We start from the raw sequence: 16,086 nt of genomic DNA on the forward strand, positions 1-16,086 counted from the left end.
CCGGAAGCTCAGGCCGCGTGGCGGGCAGCGGCCACCGGTTCGGCCTGCAGGCGGAAGCGCGATACCGCCACCGCCAGCTGCTCGGCCTGCTCTTCCATCGCGCGCGCGGCAGCACTGGCTTCTTCCACCAAGGCGGCGTTCTGCTGGGTGGTCTCGTCCATCTGCACCACGGTCTGGTTGACTTGTTCGATGCCCGCCGACTGCTCGCGCGAAGCCGCCGAGATCTCGGCCATGATCTCGTTCACACGCCCGACCTGGCCGACGATTTCCTGCATGGTGCGGCCGGCGCCATGCACCAGCTGCGCACCGGTGCCGACCTGCGCCACCGAGGCATCGATCAGCTCCTTGATCTCCTTGGCCGCACCGGCCGAGCGCTGTGCCAGCGCGCGCACTTCACTGGCGACGACGGCGAAACCACGGCCCTGCTCGCCGGCACGTGCTGCTTCCACCGCCGCGTTCAGTGCCAGGATGTTGGTCTGGAAGGCGATGCCATCGATCACCGAAATGATCTCGGCGATGCGCTGCGATGACGCCTCGATCTGCTCCATGGTCTGCACCACCTGGCTGACCACCTGGCCGCCCTCGCTGGCGACGCCCGCGGCGGAACCGGCCAGGGTGTTGGCCTGCAGCGCATGGTCGGCGTTCTGGCGCACGGTGGAGGTCAACTCCTCCATCGACGCGGCGGTCTCTTCCAGGTTCGCGGCCTGCTGCTCGGTGCGACGCGACAGATCGCTGTTGCCGGCGGCGATTTCGCCTGCGGCAAGGCGGATGCTGGCCGCCGACTGCTGGATCTGGCCGACGATCCGGGTCAGCTGCTGCACGGTGCTGTTGGCATCGTCGCGCATCACCGCGAACACGCCATGGAAGTCGCCCTGCATGCGTGCACTGAGGTCGCCAGCAGCGATCGCGCGCAGCAGCGTCGAGAGCTCGGCCAGGTTGTGATCGCTCACCTGCATCATGGTGTTGAGGGTGTCCACCATGCGGCGGAAATCATGGTCGAAGCGCAGGGCATCACCACGCACCGCGAAGTCGCCGTCGGCAGCGGCAGCCGCCAGCTGCTGGATCTGTTCGTTGATCGCCGCCAGATTGTGTTTGGTGGTGGCCATGGCGGAGGTGAACACCGCCTTCTCGCCCGGCAGGGCTTCCATGTCCACGCTGAGGTCACCCACCGCGTAGCGCTGCATCACTTCCACCAGGCGCTGGGTGACGGCATTGCTGGAGGCGACCAGCTGGTTGCTGTCGGCCACCATGCGCCCGTACTCACCCGGGAATGCCGCCGCATCCATCCGGTAGCTGATTTCGCCGGCGTCGTGGCGACGCGCCATCTCCGCCTGTGCAACCATCACCGCCTGCAGCTGGCCGCGCATACCCTGCATCGCCTCCAGCAGGCGCCCCACTTCGTCGTTGCTGCGTGCCGGCAGCGTACTGTCCAGCTTGCCGGCAGCAACGTCACCGGCCACGCGCACCGCTTCGGCCAATGGGCGGATGGCCAGGCGGCGCAGCAGCACGTAGACACCCGCGCTGAGGGTCAGTGCAGCGACCACACCGACCAGCAGGGTCAGCCACAGCAGCTGGCGCGCTTCAGCCACGATCACCGCGTGCGGCATCACCACACCCAGCGCGAAGCGCTGCGGGGCATCGCCCACGCGCAGCGGCACATAGACGCGTACGTTGCCGTCCGCATCCGGGATAAAGGCTTCGAACGGACGATCGGCGGCGATGTCGGCCAGCATGCTGCGGGTCAGCGCATCGCTGCGCGGCTTGCCGATTTCGGCGGCGGTGGCCGACGCCAGCACCACGCCCTTGGGCGAGAGCAGTTCGACGCGGCCGGCGCCCATCGGCTTCAACGTGGCCAGATGCTTCTGCAGGGCAGCCAGCGAGAAGTCAACGGTGAACACGCCCAGGAACCTGCCGTTTTCAACGATCGGCGTGCTCAGCGTGCTCATCAGCACTTGCTGGCCGGCGATGTCGTAGGCGTAGGGTTCGCTGACCTTGGCCAGCTTGTCGCGGCTGGGCACGACGTACCAGTCACCGGAGCCACTGGCGGTCTCGGTGTAGTCGGTCATCGGCGATTGCTGCGGCTTGCCGTCATGCCAGGCCCAGTAGCTCATGAAACGGCCGCTGGCATCGTGTGCGTCGGTATCGACGAACGCGGCATCCTTGCCATCGAAGGCATCGGCTTCCCACATGGTGCTCTTGCCCAGCCACTCCGGATGGGTGCGCAGCTGCTCGCCGAGCACAGCGGCCAGGCTGGCACGATCGGGCACATCACCGCGCGCGCGCTGGGCCAGCACGGTTTCCACCATGGCGTCGTTGCTGGCGAAGGCGGTGCCGAGGTCGGCCGAGACCTGGCGCGCCTCGGCAGTGGCCTCGCTGGACATGGTCTGGCGCGAGGCATTGATCAGGCTGGCGCTGGCCTGGCGGTAGATCAGGAACGCGGTCAGGCCGAAGCACAGCAGTGCGATCACGGCGGTGCCCAGCATCAGCTTGTGGGCGATGCTGCCCGGACGGCGGGCAGCGGCGGAACGGGAAGGGGGCATGGAAGGGTCCGCAAGGCAGTTCAGGACGACCGGTACCGCGAGGGCACCGCGCAGGCGCGCGATCCGTCGCGCAGGCCACCGGCCGCCGGGACCAGCCCGGCGCTGGAAGCGCACCGGGTTAGCGGCCGGCCGCCAACGAGGTTGAGGCGTCGCATCCGCACTTTCCTGAACCTGCTCAGGGACGGGTCAGCCAACCGTCCGGCCGGCCCTCCTCATTCGGCCACGCGGTCCTTGATCCATTGCGCGCGCGGCAGCACTTCGATGCTGCCCACGGCGTACTGCTGCAGCACATCGTCCGGCCCGAAGCGCGGCTGCCAGCCCAGCACACTGCGGATGCGGGCACTGTCGTAGACGCGATCGATGCTGAGCGGCAACGGCCAGCCGCGGCGCTCGAACTCAGCCAACAGCTGCGGCGCACGGCGGGCCAGCACAGTGCGCGGCTGGCTGGCCAGCTGCAGGCAGTCCTCACGCCGGAACGGGGTCGGCGCACAGGCGACATAGCGCGCGAACGCGGCGCCCTGGTCCAGCAGCAAGGCGGCGTGTGCGCTGGCCACATCGCGTGCGTCGATGCCACGGTGCAGGCGGAACATCGCCATGCGCTCGGGAGGCTCGGGGAAGCAGCGGCCCATGCGCAGCACGCGCACGCTGAAATCCACGGTGGCCGCAGCTTCGGCCAGCGCTTCGGCCTGCAGCTTGGTACGGTGATAGACCGTGCGCGGCAGCGGCTCGGTGTCTTCGTCGATCCAACGGCAGCCACCGGCCACCACGGCGTGACCGTACAGCGCGGTGGTGCTGGTCAGCACGAAGCGCTGTGCACCGGCTTCGCGTGCGGCCTGCAGCAGGTGCGCGGTGGCGTCCACGTTGATCTGCTGGAACACCGCGTCCGGCACCAGCCCGACGTGTGGGGCATGCAGCGCCGCGGTATGGATGACCGCGTCGACGCCCTGCACTGCGCGCGCGATCGCCTGGCGATCGGTGACATCGGCGATGATGCGGGTGGTGGCAAACGGGCTGCGATCCAGCCCCACCACTTCGTGGGCAGCCGCCAGCGCACCGAAGATCGCACGCCCGATGCGCCCGGAACTGCCGGTCAACAGAATCTTCATTGAGTCCATTCACTCGAAGCGCCCGGGAATTACCGGGATGCTTCGATTCTAGGCATGCATCGCCGCGTCTGCGATAGGAGCGTGCTTCCGATGTGCGTTCATCTTGACGACTCGGGCGGGGTCAGCAGCTGCCGGGCGACGAACAACGGATCGTCGCCACCGGCTGCATCGGGCACGACACCGGTGCCTTCCCAGTTGCCACCGGTGCGCAGGTTGATCGGCTGACGGTCGGGAATACTGATCTGATAGCCATCCGGCAGCAGCACAGGATCGCCGAACATATGCGCGGCGCCACCACTGCGCGTGCCAACGATGCGCGCGCGGCCCAGCGCCTGCAGCGAATAGGCGACGAACTCGGCCGCCGAGGCGGTACGACGGTCGACCAGCACCACCAATGGCTTCAGGTAAGCGGGCAGACTCGCCGGCGGCAGCGGCACCTCGCTGCGCCGGCCGCGCTGCTCCAACTGCTGCACCGCGACGTTCTTTGCTTCCAGCAGGGTACGCACCAGCAGGTCCGCGCTGCCATCGTCGCCACCACCGTTCTGGCGCAGGTCCAGCACCAGGCCATCGGTGTCGGCCAGCAAGGCAAAGGCCGCAGCCAGTTTTGGTTGCGCCAGCTCGAGCGGGTAGAACGTGCTCACCCGCAGGTAGCCGATGTTGCCTTCCAGCACGCGCACCTCGCGCACGCCGGCGCCGTTGCGGTAGGCGTCGGCACGCCAGGCCATCAGCCAATCGTCCTGGCCGGCCGCCGCGTCCACCCGCTCGACATGGAAGTGACCATCGAAGCTGTCCAGATCCTGGTTCAGGCGCGCACTGAAGGCGGCCGGGTCGGCGCAGCTGGCGGCGTAGCGCTGCTGCTTCGCCCAGCTGCGCAGGGCCTCGGCGATGCGTGCGCCCTCGCCTTCATCCAGGTACTGCGCCTGTACCGCCGAGGCCGCCGCCTGCAGCACGGCGTCCTGCGCCGGGCAGGCCGCCGCCAGCAGCGCACCGAACATCCAGGAGACCATCATGACCCGCCCCACGTTGATGATATGTAAGTGCTTATATATCATCACCGATATGGATCTCCAACACGCCACGCTGGGTACCCTGCTGCGCGCCCTGCTCGACCAGCTCGATCCTGCCGTCGAACAGGCCTACCGCGATCTGCAGCTGGACTATCGCCCCCGCTACACGCCGGTGCTGCGCACGCTGATGGCGCAGGGCCCCTGCCGGATCAAGGACCTGGCCATCGCCTGCGGGCTGAGCCATTCGGCACTCAGCCAGACGGTTGCGGCGATGGTGCGCGACGGCTGGCTGCACACCGCGAACGGCGAGGACGGGCGCGAGCGTATCCTTCAACTGACCCCGCATGCACAGCAGACGCTGCCTGCCCTGCAGGCGCAATGGCTGGCCACCGCGCACGCCGCGCGCAGCCTCGATGCCGATCTCGGGTTGCCGCTCGAACAGGTCCTGCGCCAGGCAATGCAGGCGCTCGAACAGCGTCCGTTCGCGGATCGCCTGCGAGAAGCCCGCAAGCGCTGACGCCCTGGCGGTCGCGATCCGTCGCACCGCACCGACAGGCACCGTAGCAACCCGTGAACGAAAGTACCGTGCCGTGTGAAGGTCATGCGGCCGGCGCGTACATCGTTTTAGCCGGACAACGGCGACGATGGCAGCCACCTGCAACAAAGGGAGCATTCACATGGCAGACCGGGAACACAGCACGTCCCAGCGCGGCTTTGCCGCGATGGACCAGGACAAGCAGCGTGCCATCGCCGCCAAGGGTGGACGTGCGGCACATGCATCGGGCAACGCGCACGAGTTCAGTCCTGCCGAGGCGCGCGTCGCTGGCCGCAAGGGAGGCGAGGCCATCAGCCGCAACCGCCAGCACATGGCGGCGATCGGTCGCGAAGGTGGGCATGCGCGCCACGCCAATGCACGGCAACCATCGCAACAACAGCAGCAGGTCGCCGATTCCACGCCGGACATCCCGCCCCGCCAACAGGGCTGAATGCAGAACGGTCACCGCCCCATGCGCTGCCGATGCAGGCCCGCAGAAACAGCGATCGCCAGCGCACCGGCCAGCGCCATCGCCCATCCAAACCCGCTGGCCATCGCGCTGCGATACCAGGCCAGCATCTCCGACGCAGGCGGCATCAGCGGCGGCTGCAGAATCAGCGCACGCGCGTGTTGGATCAGAACGGGCTGGCCGGCGGCGCGCGCGGAGACGGAGAACTGCTGCACCGCGCGCAGGCTCATCAGGCTGCCGAGCAACGCGATCCCCAGGCTCATGCCGGCCTGGCGCAACGCGTTCATCGTCGCCGAGGCGATGCCGGTGCGTTCGGCAGGCACGCAGGCCATGACCGCCATGCCGGTCGCCGGGACCGCCAGGCCCATTCCGATGCCGAGCAGCATCAGCAATGCGCAGACATATCCACGCGACGTTGCCGGCTCGAACGAGGTCATCGCACACAACGCCACACCGGTCAGCGCATAGCCCAGCGTCAGCGCGGTGTGCAGGCCGATGCGTGCAACCAGGCGACCGAACAGCAATGACACGCCCCCCATCAGCAGGAACTGTGGAACCAGCTGCACGCCCGCCTGCGCGGCATCGCGTCCCTGCGCCTGCTGGAAGAACAGCGACAGGAAGAACAGGCTGGCATAGGCGGTGAAGCCAAGCACGAACGACGCCAGGTTCAACATGCGGAATCGCCGGTCGATGAACAGATCCAGCGGCAGCAGCGGGCGCGCAACGCGACGTTCCACCCACGCGAACGCCAGCAGGCCCAGCGCCGCGACGCCCAGCGCAAGCGTCGTCCGGGATGCCAGCAGTCCATGCTCGCCGATCGCGATCAACCCGTAGCTGAGCGCGCCCAGCGCGATGATGCTGAGCAACTGGCCGGCCGGGTCCAGCGCTGCATGCTGCGGATGCCGCCGCTCCGGAATGCCCCAGGCACCCAGTGCCAGTGCCAGCACGCCCAACGGTACATTGATGAGGAAGATGCTGGGCCAGCCCACCCGTTGCACCAGCACCCCTCCCAGCAACGGCCCCAGCACCAGCGCCAATGCGCTGAAGGCCGACCAGCCGCCGATCGCGCGGGCACGCTGGCGAGGCTCGGGAAACGCATGACTGAGGATCGGCATGGCGCTGGGAATCAACAGCGCGCCGGCCACGCCCTGTACCGCACGCCCAGCCACCAGCGTGGACAGAGTGGCCGCGCCGGCGCACAGCAACGAGCCCAGGATGAAGGTGGCCACGCTCAGCAACCACATGCGGCGATGGCCATGGCGGTCTCCCAGCGGTCCCGCCGACAACATCACCGCCGACAGCGCGATCGCATAGGCGTTGATCACCCACTGCAGGCCCGCCATGTCGGTGTGCAGCGCCTGCTGCAGCGTCGGCAGGGCGACGTTGACGATGCTGATGTCCAGCGAGGCGAGGAACGTGCCCAGATAGGCCGCCAGTACCAGCGCCGGGCGTCGGAAGCGTTGCATGCGCGTACCCCGGAAAGAACTGCGCGCATCGTAGCTACTGACTGACCGTCGGTCAATGACCGACGGTCAGTCAGTGTCAAAGGGCCGCTAGAATGAGGGCCGTCGCACCCGGACCCCGCCCACCATGCAGATCCCCGCAGTCGCCAGGCCCCGTACCAAGCCCGCGGAAACGCGCCAGGAAGAACTGATGGACGCCGCCCAGGCGCTGTTCCTGTCACAGGGCGTGGAAGCAACCACCATCAGCGACATCGTCGTCGCCGCCGATGTGGCCAAGGGCACGTTCTATACCTACTTCGCCTCGCGCACCGAGATCCTGCAGGCGCTGGCGCAACGCTACACACGGCAGTTCATGGCCGAGGTCGGGCAGGCCGTGCAGCGGCATCCTGCCGACGATGGCGTGGCGCGCCTGCACGCCTGGATCCGCGCCAACATCGAGATCTATGTACGCACCCATGCCCTGCACGATGTGGTGTACGCCAACCACCATCACCGGCAGCGCGGCAACGCCGAACGCACTGCGATCCAGCAGCAACTGCTGGACATCCTTGAAGATGGCATCCGCGCAGGCCTGTGGCAGCTGCCCACACCGCAGGTGACCGCCTCGCTGATCTATGCCGGCGTGCACGGCGCCACCGACGATCTGATCGCCATGCCAGCGCAGGACGCGGAGGCTTTCATCGCGGCCGTGGTGGCTGATTGCCTGCGAATGGTCGGTGTGTCACCGCTGCCTGCACGCGGCCGCAGACGCCACTGAGGCCCGATCCAGCGCTCAGGCGTGGGCGAGGATGTTGAGCAACCGCCCGAACGGATCGCGCACGAAGAAGCGGCGCACGCCCCATGGCTCGTCGGCCGGTCCGTATTCCAACGCGATGCCAGCTGCGCGCATGCGCTCCAGCACCTCCTGCAGGTTGTCCACTTCAATCGACAGATCCGGCACCGGCATGCCGGCGCCACCTTCGCTGGCGAAACTGAGCTGGGCCAGCGCACTGCCCTGACCGCCATGGGTAATGATCCAGCCGTGGTCCATCACCACCGGCATGCCGAGCAGGTCGCCGTAGAAGGCGGCGGCACGCGAAGGATCCGGTGTAGCGATGTTGGCAACGACGCGCTTGACAGCCATGGCACTCCCGCATCGGAAACAGAAGAGCCCCGTCGAGGACGGGGCCCCACATCGGGCGAACTTCAATCGGCGCGACTCACACGCCCATGCACATATCGACCACGCAGGTGTTGTACGCCTGCTGGCATTCGGTGGCGTCACCGCCACTGGCCAGGCACATCTGGTAAGCCCTCCAGCACGGCTTGTCACAGGGTTCGACAGGACCGGCCACCGCGACCGAACCGCTGCAGGCCAACGCAAACACCGCACCTGCGATTACCTTCCTGAAAGCACGCATCGACATCACTCCTTGATAAGCCTGGTGAGCCCAGGCCGGGTCACCTTAGCGCTGCACACGGGACGCGGAGTGAAGGCGCAGGGTGATGGCCTCAGTGCTGCAGCAACCCCAGCACACGCAGCTGCTGGGCCAGCTCATCGATGTTGCGCCACGGCAGAATCGGCGAGTTGCCACGTTCGTCCGGCGGATTGTCCGGCAATCCGTCGGACCAGCCACCTGCCCCCACCAGCGGCAGCAGCGGACGCTTGTGCAGCCACGCCAGGCACACTTCGGAAATGGTGCCCGCGCGGCCACCGATGACGATGCAGGCATCACCGGCCAGCGCCATGATCAGGTTGCGCGCATCGCCCATGCCGCAGGGCACCACCACCGTGGCGGGCCAATCGGCCGGCGGCATGCTGCCCTCCGGAACGACACTCAACACCTGGCCGCCAGCGGCGATCGCCTGCTCGGCGGCCACGCGGGTGGCGGCGCTTCCACAACCACTGACCACGGTGATGCCCTGCGAGGCCAGGAACCGCCCTGCCTCCGCGGCGCGCTCGAATGCGTCACTGCCAGGGTCTGCACTACCCAGTATCGCCAACTGCGGTTTACGGATTGCGGTGGTCATCGACGGTCCCGGTTGATCGGAAGAGAGAACGGGGTGGAGGTGAGGTAGTGCTTCGCGGCGCGCGTCGTGGCGTCAGACTGTCACGCAAGATTAACAGGTTCATAAAATTCCCTTCACATAACTGGGGGATATCGCCACCTCTTGGCGTTAACGGCCTTGATGTCCGTCAACCAAGGAAGTTGTCCGATGAATCACCCGCTGTACGGCCGTTCGTCCCGCTCCCTGTCGCAGCGCCCGCTGGCGCTTGCCGTCGCCAGCTCGCTGCTGCTGGCCACCGCGCTGCCTGCCCTGGCCAGCGAATCACTCGATGCCTGGCAACAGCAGCGCCAGCTGCAGGCGGCGTGGGCACTGCCTGCCGCCAGCACCGCGCCGGCAGCGACGGCCAGCGCGCCTGCCGCCAGCAGCACCGCCATTCTCGGCAACCCTGGCGATCCGGCCAGTTGGCGCAGCGATGAGTTCAATGCCGACTGGGGCCTGGGCGCGATGGGCGCGGACTACGCCTATGCGCGTGGCCTGACCGGCAAGGGCGTACGCCTGGCACTGTTCGACTCGGGCTCGGCACTGGCCCACCCCGAGTTCGCAGGGCGCAACACCTCCAGCATCACCATCGGGCCGAACTGTGCGACGCCCGGTGTGGTCGCCGGTGCAGGCGCCTGCGAACAGACCCGCGGCGAGCAGCCCGGCTACAACTACTACGGCCTGGGTGCCGGCGTTCCGGCCTCACTTGCTGCACGCCTGATCGCCGCCGGCCAGCCTTACGGTTTCAGCTACGCCGACCACGGCACCCACGTACTGGGCACCATCGGCGCCAACCGCGACGGCAAGGGTATGCACGGCGTGGCATTCGGTTCGAACCTGACCGCCGCCCGCGTGTTCGGCGACACCTACTACGAGTGGCGCCTGGACCCGGACAACTACTACCGCCCACGCGCGGTGTACCGCACCGATCCGGACGACGCCGCGACGCTGGACATGTACGCGCAGATCCAGGCGCAGGGCGTACGCGCCATCAACCACAGCTGGGGCATTTCCACGCGCAACATGACCGCTGCCGCACTGGACCTGCAGTACGCCAGCATCGGTGCCGGCTACGGCGTGTATGGCAGCATCTACGCCGCCCAGGGCGATACCCCCGGTTCCACGCTCATCCAGGTGTGGTCGGCCGGCAATGGCAGCGGCGCGGTGGCTGGCATCACCGCCGCAATGCCGCGCTGGAAGCCTGAGCTGGAGCCGTACTGGCTGGCCGTGGCCAACGTACGCCGGCCGAATGCGGCTGCCGGCGAAACCGACTATGTGATCGATGGCAGTTCCAGCATCTGCGGTGTTGCCGCCAACTGGTGCATCTCGGCCCCGGGCACCGACATCCTCAGCACCATCGTGTCCGGCGACATCAAGGGCCGCGTCGAGAACACCTCTACTTACACTCGACTGATCATCGACAGCGAGAACACCCAGTACGTCTACGGCACCAAGACCGGTACCTCGATGGCTGCGCCGCACATCACCGGTGCCCTCGGTCTGCTGATGGAGCGCTTCCCGTACCTGGACAATGCACAGGTCCGCGACGTGCTGCTGACCACCGCGCGTGACCTCGGCGCGCCCGGCATCGACCCGATCTACGGCTGGGGCATGGTGGACCTGCGCAAGGCCATCGAAGGCTACGGTTCGCTGCGCGTGGACACCAACGTGGTGATGAACCAGAAGGCCGGCGGCCTGAAAGTCTGGGAAGGCGATGCCTGGGACAACTGGACCAACGACATCGGCGGCCCCGGCAAGCTGACCAAGTCCGGCGCGGGCTGGCTGCGCCTGAGTGGCAACAACAGCTTCAATGGCGCGGTGCTGCGCGAAGGCACGCTGGAATTGAACGGCAGCAATACCCTGGCCTCGGCGGTCGATGTGCAGGGCGGCCAGTTCCTGCTCAATGGCAGCCTGGTGTCCACCGCACTGACCACCACCGGTGGCGTCAGCACGGTCAGCGCCAGCGGTACGCTGAAGAACAGCAACCTGGCGGTCAACGGCGGCGTGGTGTCGTTCAACGGTACGCAGACCGGCGGCACCACCACGGTGGGCACCAATGGCCTGCTCAAGGGCGTCGGCACGCTGGGCAATACGCGCGTGGACGGCATCATCGCGCCGGGCAACTCGATCGGCACGCTGACCATCAACGGCAACTACGTGCAGGGCGCCACCGGCGTCTATGCGGCGGAGCTGGCGCCCGGTGGCCGCAGCGACCAGTTGCATGTCACCGGTACCGCCACCCTCGGCGGCACCCTGGTCGCATTGCCGGAACCGGGCGTGTACTACCTCGGCGAGCAGTTCAATTTCCTGCGCGCCGACGGTGGCGTCAGCGGCCAGTTCGCCAAGACCGACTTCAGCGCATTCTCGCCCTTCCTGCAGTTCAGCCTGGCCTACGGTGCCAACGGCACGCGTATCTACGTCGCCCGTGGCGCATCGCTGACCACCGCGGCCAACACCCCCAACCAGCGCGCGGTCGCCGCTGCCGCCGATCAGCTGCCGATCGCCCAGGGCCTGCCCAAGCCACTGACCCAGCTGTTCCCGCAGCAGGTCGGCGGCGTGCTCGACGGCCTCAGTGGTGAGCTGCATCCGGCCACGGCCCTGGCTCTGGTCGAAGGCAGCCGCTATGTGCGCGATGCTGCACTGTCACGTCGCGCCGGTGCGGCCGCGCCCGGTGCGGAGACCGGTGATGCGACCGGTGCCTGGGTGCAGGCGATCGGTGGCAACAGCAAGCTGGACGGTGACTTCAACACCGCCCGTACAGAAGCCAACAGCAACGGCCTGCTGGTCGGTATCGACCGCGAGGTCTCCGGTTGGCAGCTGGGCGTGCTGGCCGGCACCGGACGTACCGACGTGAAGCAGCGGGATCGTCGCGCCAAATCGAAGATCAACAACACGCACTTTGGTGCCTACGCCAGCCACAGCTGGGGTGGCTTCGGCCTGCGCGGCGGTGTCGCCTGGAGCACGCACGAGGTAAAGAGCACGCGTGATGTCGCCTTCGCTGGCTTCAGCGACAGCCTGAGCGCACGTTACGACGCCCGCACCCGCCAGGCCTTCATCGAAGCCGGCTACCGCTTCGGCGGTCCCGAAGCCGGGCTGGAGCCGTACCTGCAGGTTGCACGCGTGGAAGTGGACCTCAAGCGCATCAACGAGCGTGGCGGTGCCGCAGCCCTGCAGGGCAAGGTCGACGACACCGGCACCACGGTGGCCACTGCCGGCGTGCGCTTCGACAAGGGCCTGAAGGCCTCGTTCCAGCAGGACAGCTGGCTGCACCTGCGGGGCGGCGTCGGCTATCGTCGCGCCTCCGGTGATCGCAGCCAGGTCGCCAACCTTGCCTTCGCCAATGGCGGTGCCACCACCTTCGCGGTCAACGGTGCACCGATTGCCGACAACGCGGTGGTGGCCGAGCTGGGCCTGTCGGCATGGCTGACCCCGCGCCAGCAGCTGGAACTGGGCTACAGCGGCCAGTTCGGCAGCGAGAGCCGTGACCATGGTGCCAATGCACGCTGGTCGGTGCGTTTCTGATCTGTGCCTGCAGCGGGATGAAAACAGAAGGGGCGGCCATTCGGCCGCCCCTTCTGCTTCCGGGTAATCCCGTTTTCAGCTCAGGCGCACATCGCCTGCATGGCCTGCGCCGTGACCTCGACGATCTGCCCATCCACGATGTGGATGCTGCGGCCAGCGCAGGCCGCCAGCGCCTTGTCATGCGTCACCATGATGATGGTCATGCCCCCCTGGTTGAGCTCACGCAGGATCTCCATGACACCCTGCGACATCTGCGAGTCCAGGTTGCCGGTCGGTTCGTCGGCCAGCAGCAGGGCCGGAGTACCCGCGATGGCGCGGGCGATCGCCACGCGCTGCTGCTGCCCACCTGACAGTTCGCCAGGATAGTGCGACATGCGGCTGCCCAGTCCGACCTGGGCCAGCGCCGAGACCACACGCTGCCTGCATGCGGCCGCCGCCATGCCGCGGTAGCGCAGCGGCACCTCCACATTGGCCTGGATGGTCAGATCCGGAATCAGGTTGAACGCCTGGAACACGAAGCCGATCTTCTCGTTGCGCAGTGCGCTGAGCGCCGCGTCACGCATGCCACCGACATCCACGCCGCCGATCGCGTAGTGGCCACCGGAAAAGCCCTCGAGCAGACCGAGGATGTTCAGCAGTGTGGACTTGCCGGAGCCGGAAGGGCCGGTAATCGACAGGAAATCGCCCTCCTGCACCGACAGGTCGATGGAGCGCAATGCATGGGTCATGACCTCACCCACCTGGAACACTTTGCTGACGCCTTGCATCCTGAGCATGGGAATTCTCGCTTGCAGATGGAAGCAGCGACCGGCAAGGGCCGCTGCAGGACTCACAACGAACGGATGGCCGACACCGGCGCGATTGCTGCTGCGCGCAGCGCCGGCACCAGCACCGCCGCCTGACCCAGCAGCAACAGGATCACCGCACTGACTGGCAGATACAGCAGTGGCAGGCGCGGCAGTTCGTAGAAGCGCATCAGGGTCAGGTTCATCGCATAGGCCAGCAGCGCCCCGGCGGCGATGCCGATGGAGACGATCAGCAGGTTCTCGATCTGGAAATAGCGCATCACATCGGTGCGTGTGGCACCCAGCGCGCGGCGGATGCCGATCTGCTTGCGACGCTGCTCCACCCAGTAGCTGGCCAGTCCGACAATACCCAGCGCGGTGGCGGCCAGCAGTGCGATGATGACGCCGGCCAGCAACCCCATCATGACCCGGTCACCTTCGAAATGGCGTTCGCGCAACTCGGAGATGCGCCGGCTGCCTTCGACATCGAACACCACGTCCGGCGCGACACGGCGGATTGCTTCCTGCGCATCGCGCATCACGCGGTTCATGTCGCCGGCCTCGGCACGCACCAGATAGCGGCCGGTCAGACGCGGCCCCTGCGATGCGGGCACGATCACCGACCAGTCCGACCCCTTGGCCTCGCCGCGGCCGGGTCGGGACACGGCCATGTGCTCGACCACGCCGATCACCCGCAGCCGGGTATCCATCGCCCACAGGCTCTTGCCCACGGCGCTTTCACCGGGCCAGTAACGCTGGGCCAGCTCCTGGGTGATCAGCGCCGGGGGATTGGCCGGCACCAGCTCATCGGTCGGTGCGAACTCGTCCGCACCGGGCATGCGTCCACCCACCAGGTGCAGCTGCAGCGCGTCCAGGGCCACGGCATCGGCCAGGTAGAAATCCAGAACACCACCGGGCACCTGCTGGTCCTCGTCCAGGTTGACGCCGGCGCGCACGCCCGAGCTGCCGAACGGCATGGCACTGACAAGCCCGGCCGCCGTCACGCCACTCAAGCCCCGCAATGCGCCAATGACCCGCGCGTTGACATCGTTGGCGCGCTCGGCGTCGATGCCGTCGAGCTGGATGACCCCCAGGCGCGATTCATCCAGGCCGCTGACCAGCTCCATTGCAGCGTTCCGCTCGATCATCAGAAAGATCGCGTTGCACAGCACGGCGCAGGCCAGTGCGATCTCCATCGCGATGAGGAAGGTCGCCAGGCGGTGCCGGCGCAGGGCCGAAAGTACGATGCCGATCTGCATGATGGTTCCTCTACAGAAGCTTCAGTTGGGCGATGGGCTGGACCGCGCTGGCACGGATCGCGGGAATCAGGCTCGCCAGCAGGCTGGCCAGCACCGACAGCGCCAGGGTGAACAGCAGCATGGTGGTATCAAGCCGCGCCAGGTCCGCATAGGCCACCGGCTGGCTACGCACCGCGCTCAGGCCGAACCAGGTCAGCAACAGGCCCAGCGCGCCACCGAGTGCGCCCACCAGGGCGGCCTCGACCACGCATTGCAGGAAGATCGCAGCGCGGCTCGCGCCGAGCGCACGACGCAGCCCGATTTCGCCGCTGTAGCGAAGGAATTTCGCCAGCAGCAGGCCGACCACATTGGCAATGCAGATCCCGAGGAAGGCGAAGGCCAGGATGGCCTGCAGCTTCACGTCGCTGGGTACCACCTGGTTGAAGTCGAGCCACTGCATCAATGAACGCAGGCGCGTGTTGTCGGCATGGCTGATCCGGCCCAGGGCCTTCTGTTCGGCGGCATAGTTCTGCAGGAACCGTTGATAAGCAGCCACCTTCGCTGCGCTGTCCAGCTTGACCCACAGGTGTACCCAGACACACGGTGCAGTCTGCAGCCGGCCGCGCTCCTCCGGCGTGGACCAGCAGGTGAACGGCACGAAGTCGCCGTCGTTGATCTCCAGGCTGGAGGTCAGCGGCATGAACAGATCATCGGCCGAGGCGAAGAAGCCCGACGTATTGCCGCCACTGAAGCGGCCGCCTCGCACCTTGTAGAACAGCGGGGAGGGCCGCCACGGCGCGAGCACGCCCACGATGCGCATCGCGGTGTCCTTGACCCGCAGCGTCTGCCCCACACTGTCGCGCCCACCGAACATCTGCTCGTTGAGTTCCGACGAGATCACCACCACACGTGCGCGCGCGTCATCCTCCTCGCGCGACCACCAGCGCCCGTGGGCCAGCGGCACCGCAAACATCGTCGCGAAGTCGGTGGTGGTGGAGATCGATGAGCGGATGACCGGCGGCGCACTGCCCTGATCCGCCCGCAGCTTGACCGGATTGGTGACCACCAGTGTCTGCTGGTCCGCGCGCCCGGACGACCACAGGTCGAAGGCCGAGCGATAGTCGAGCACGTCGTACGGCTCCCGGCCCTTCGAATTCGGATTGGCGTCAAGCTGGGGGTAGTAGATGTCACCGCTGCGCCCGGGCAAAGGATCGCCCGAAAGCAGGTAGACCACGGTCAAGGTGGTCATGCTGGCTCCAATTCCCACCGCGATGGCCAGCACCATCAAGGCGGTGATGGCCTTGCTCCGCAGCGTATTGTGCAGCGCCACCTGCGCGCAGTAGACCAGCCTGCGCATGCCCGCGCCCTTTTCTGCACCCTGTATCGACTTCAT

At 67.3% G+C, this 16,086-nt stretch carries 14 protein-coding genes; 4 read left to right on the top strand and 10 right to left on the bottom strand.

Annotation, left to right across the window (positions count from 1 at the left end; genetic code table 11):
* Positions 1-8 precede the first annotated feature (8 nt).
* The 3 genes from ABH900_RS03910 to ABH900_RS03920 form a co-directional block, all read right to left on the bottom strand.
* Positions 9-2,540, bottom strand: a complete 2,532-nt coding sequence (locus ABH900_RS03910) for a methyl-accepting chemotaxis protein (RefSeq protein WP_429621500.1) — start codon at positions 2,538-2,540, stop codon at positions 9-11.
* 212 nt (positions 2,541-2,752) lie between these two features.
* Entirely contained in the window at positions 2,753-3,646 is an 894-nt protein-coding gene (locus ABH900_RS03915; RefSeq protein WP_429621502.1) for an NAD-dependent epimerase/dehydratase family protein, read from the bottom strand.
* 98 nt (positions 3,647-3,744) lie between these two features.
* Positions 3,745-4,656 (bottom strand): S41 family peptidase, encoded by a 912-nt coding sequence (locus ABH900_RS03920; RefSeq protein WP_429621504.1) that lies wholly within the window; start codon positions 4,654-4,656, stop codon positions 3,745-3,747.
* Positions 4,657-4,705: 49 nt separating this feature from the next.
* Here ABH900_RS03920 and ABH900_RS03925 point away from each other — a divergent pair, with 49 nt between their 5' ends.
* Positions 4,706-5,170: a MarR family winged helix-turn-helix transcriptional regulator gene (locus ABH900_RS03925; RefSeq protein WP_429621980.1), complete on the top strand. Its 465-nt coding sequence runs from the start codon at positions 4,706-4,708 to the stop codon at positions 5,168-5,170.
* Between the two features lie 160 nt (positions 5,171-5,330).
* Positions 5,331-5,639 carry a KGG domain-containing protein gene (locus tag ABH900_RS03930; protein ID WP_429621506.1) on the top strand — a complete coding sequence of 103 codons (309 nt, stop codon included), beginning with the start codon at positions 5,331-5,333 and terminating at the stop codon, positions 5,637-5,639.
* Between the two features lie 11 nt (positions 5,640-5,650).
* Here the strand turns inward: ABH900_RS03930 and ABH900_RS03935 are convergent, their stop codons facing one another.
* Positions 5,651-7,123: a DHA2 family efflux MFS transporter permease subunit gene (locus tag ABH900_RS03935; protein WP_429621508.1), complete on the bottom strand. Its 1,473-nt coding sequence runs from the start codon at positions 7,121-7,123 to the stop codon at positions 5,651-5,653.
* 124 nt (positions 7,124-7,247) lie between these two features.
* On the opposite strand from ABH900_RS03935, the gene ABH900_RS03940 reads away from it, so the two are divergent.
* Positions 7,248-7,877 carry a TetR/AcrR family transcriptional regulator gene (locus tag ABH900_RS03940; protein WP_429621510.1) on the top strand — a complete coding sequence of 210 codons (630 nt, stop codon included), beginning with the start codon at positions 7,248-7,250 and terminating at the stop codon, positions 7,875-7,877.
* Positions 7,878-7,892: 15 nt separating this feature from the next.
* Here ABH900_RS03940 and ABH900_RS03945 read toward each other — a convergent pair whose 3' ends face one another.
* The 3 genes from ABH900_RS03945 to ABH900_RS03955 form a co-directional block, all read right to left on the bottom strand.
* Positions 7,893-8,243: a VOC family protein gene (locus tag ABH900_RS03945; RefSeq protein WP_429621511.1), complete on the bottom strand. Its 351-nt coding sequence runs from the start codon at positions 8,241-8,243 to the stop codon at positions 7,893-7,895.
* Between the two features lie 76 nt (positions 8,244-8,319).
* A complete protein-coding gene (locus ABH900_RS03950) occupies positions 8,320-8,520 on the bottom strand; it encodes a hypothetical protein (protein WP_429621513.1) in 201 nt (66 codons plus the stop codon).
* A gap of 91 nt (positions 8,521-8,611) precedes the next feature.
* Positions 8,612-9,130 (bottom strand): Rossmann fold nucleotide-binding protein, encoded by a 519-nt coding sequence (locus ABH900_RS03955; protein WP_429621515.1) that lies wholly within the window; start codon positions 9,128-9,130, stop codon positions 8,612-8,614.
* Positions 9,131-9,316: 186 nt separating this feature from the next.
* Between ABH900_RS03955 and ABH900_RS03960 the strand changes: the two genes are divergently transcribed.
* The gene (locus tag ABH900_RS03960; protein ID WP_429621517.1) at positions 9,317-12,670 is read left to right on the top strand and encodes an autotransporter domain-containing protein; all 3,354 of its coding nucleotides are present in this window, start codon (positions 9,317-9,319) and stop codon (positions 12,668-12,670) included.
* Between the two features lie 80 nt (positions 12,671-12,750).
* On the opposite strand, the gene ABH900_RS03965 is transcribed toward ABH900_RS03960, so the two are convergent.
* Genes ABH900_RS03965 through ABH900_RS03975 form a run of 3 tightly spaced genes read right to left on the bottom strand, consistent with a single transcriptional unit; the run spans position 12,751 to position 16,086 of the window.
* On the bottom strand, positions 12,751-13,446 hold the full coding sequence (locus ABH900_RS03965; RefSeq protein WP_429621519.1) for an ABC transporter ATP-binding protein: 696 nt from the start codon (positions 13,444-13,446) through the stop codon (positions 12,751-12,753).
* Between the two features lie 53 nt (positions 13,447-13,499).
* The gene (locus ABH900_RS03970) at positions 13,500-14,714 is read right to left on the bottom strand and encodes an ABC transporter permease (RefSeq protein WP_429621521.1); all 1,215 of its coding nucleotides are present in this window, start codon (positions 14,712-14,714) and stop codon (positions 13,500-13,502) included.
* A gap of 10 nt (positions 14,715-14,724) precedes the next feature.
* Positions 14,725-16,086, bottom strand: a complete 1,362-nt coding sequence (locus tag ABH900_RS03975) for an ABC transporter permease (protein ID WP_429621523.1) — start codon at positions 16,084-16,086, stop codon at positions 14,725-14,727.

The organism is Stenotrophomonas sp. AN71, from assembly GCF_050435725.1.
Taxonomy (GTDB): Bacteria; Pseudomonadota; Gammaproteobacteria; order Xanthomonadales; family Xanthomonadaceae; genus Stenotrophomonas.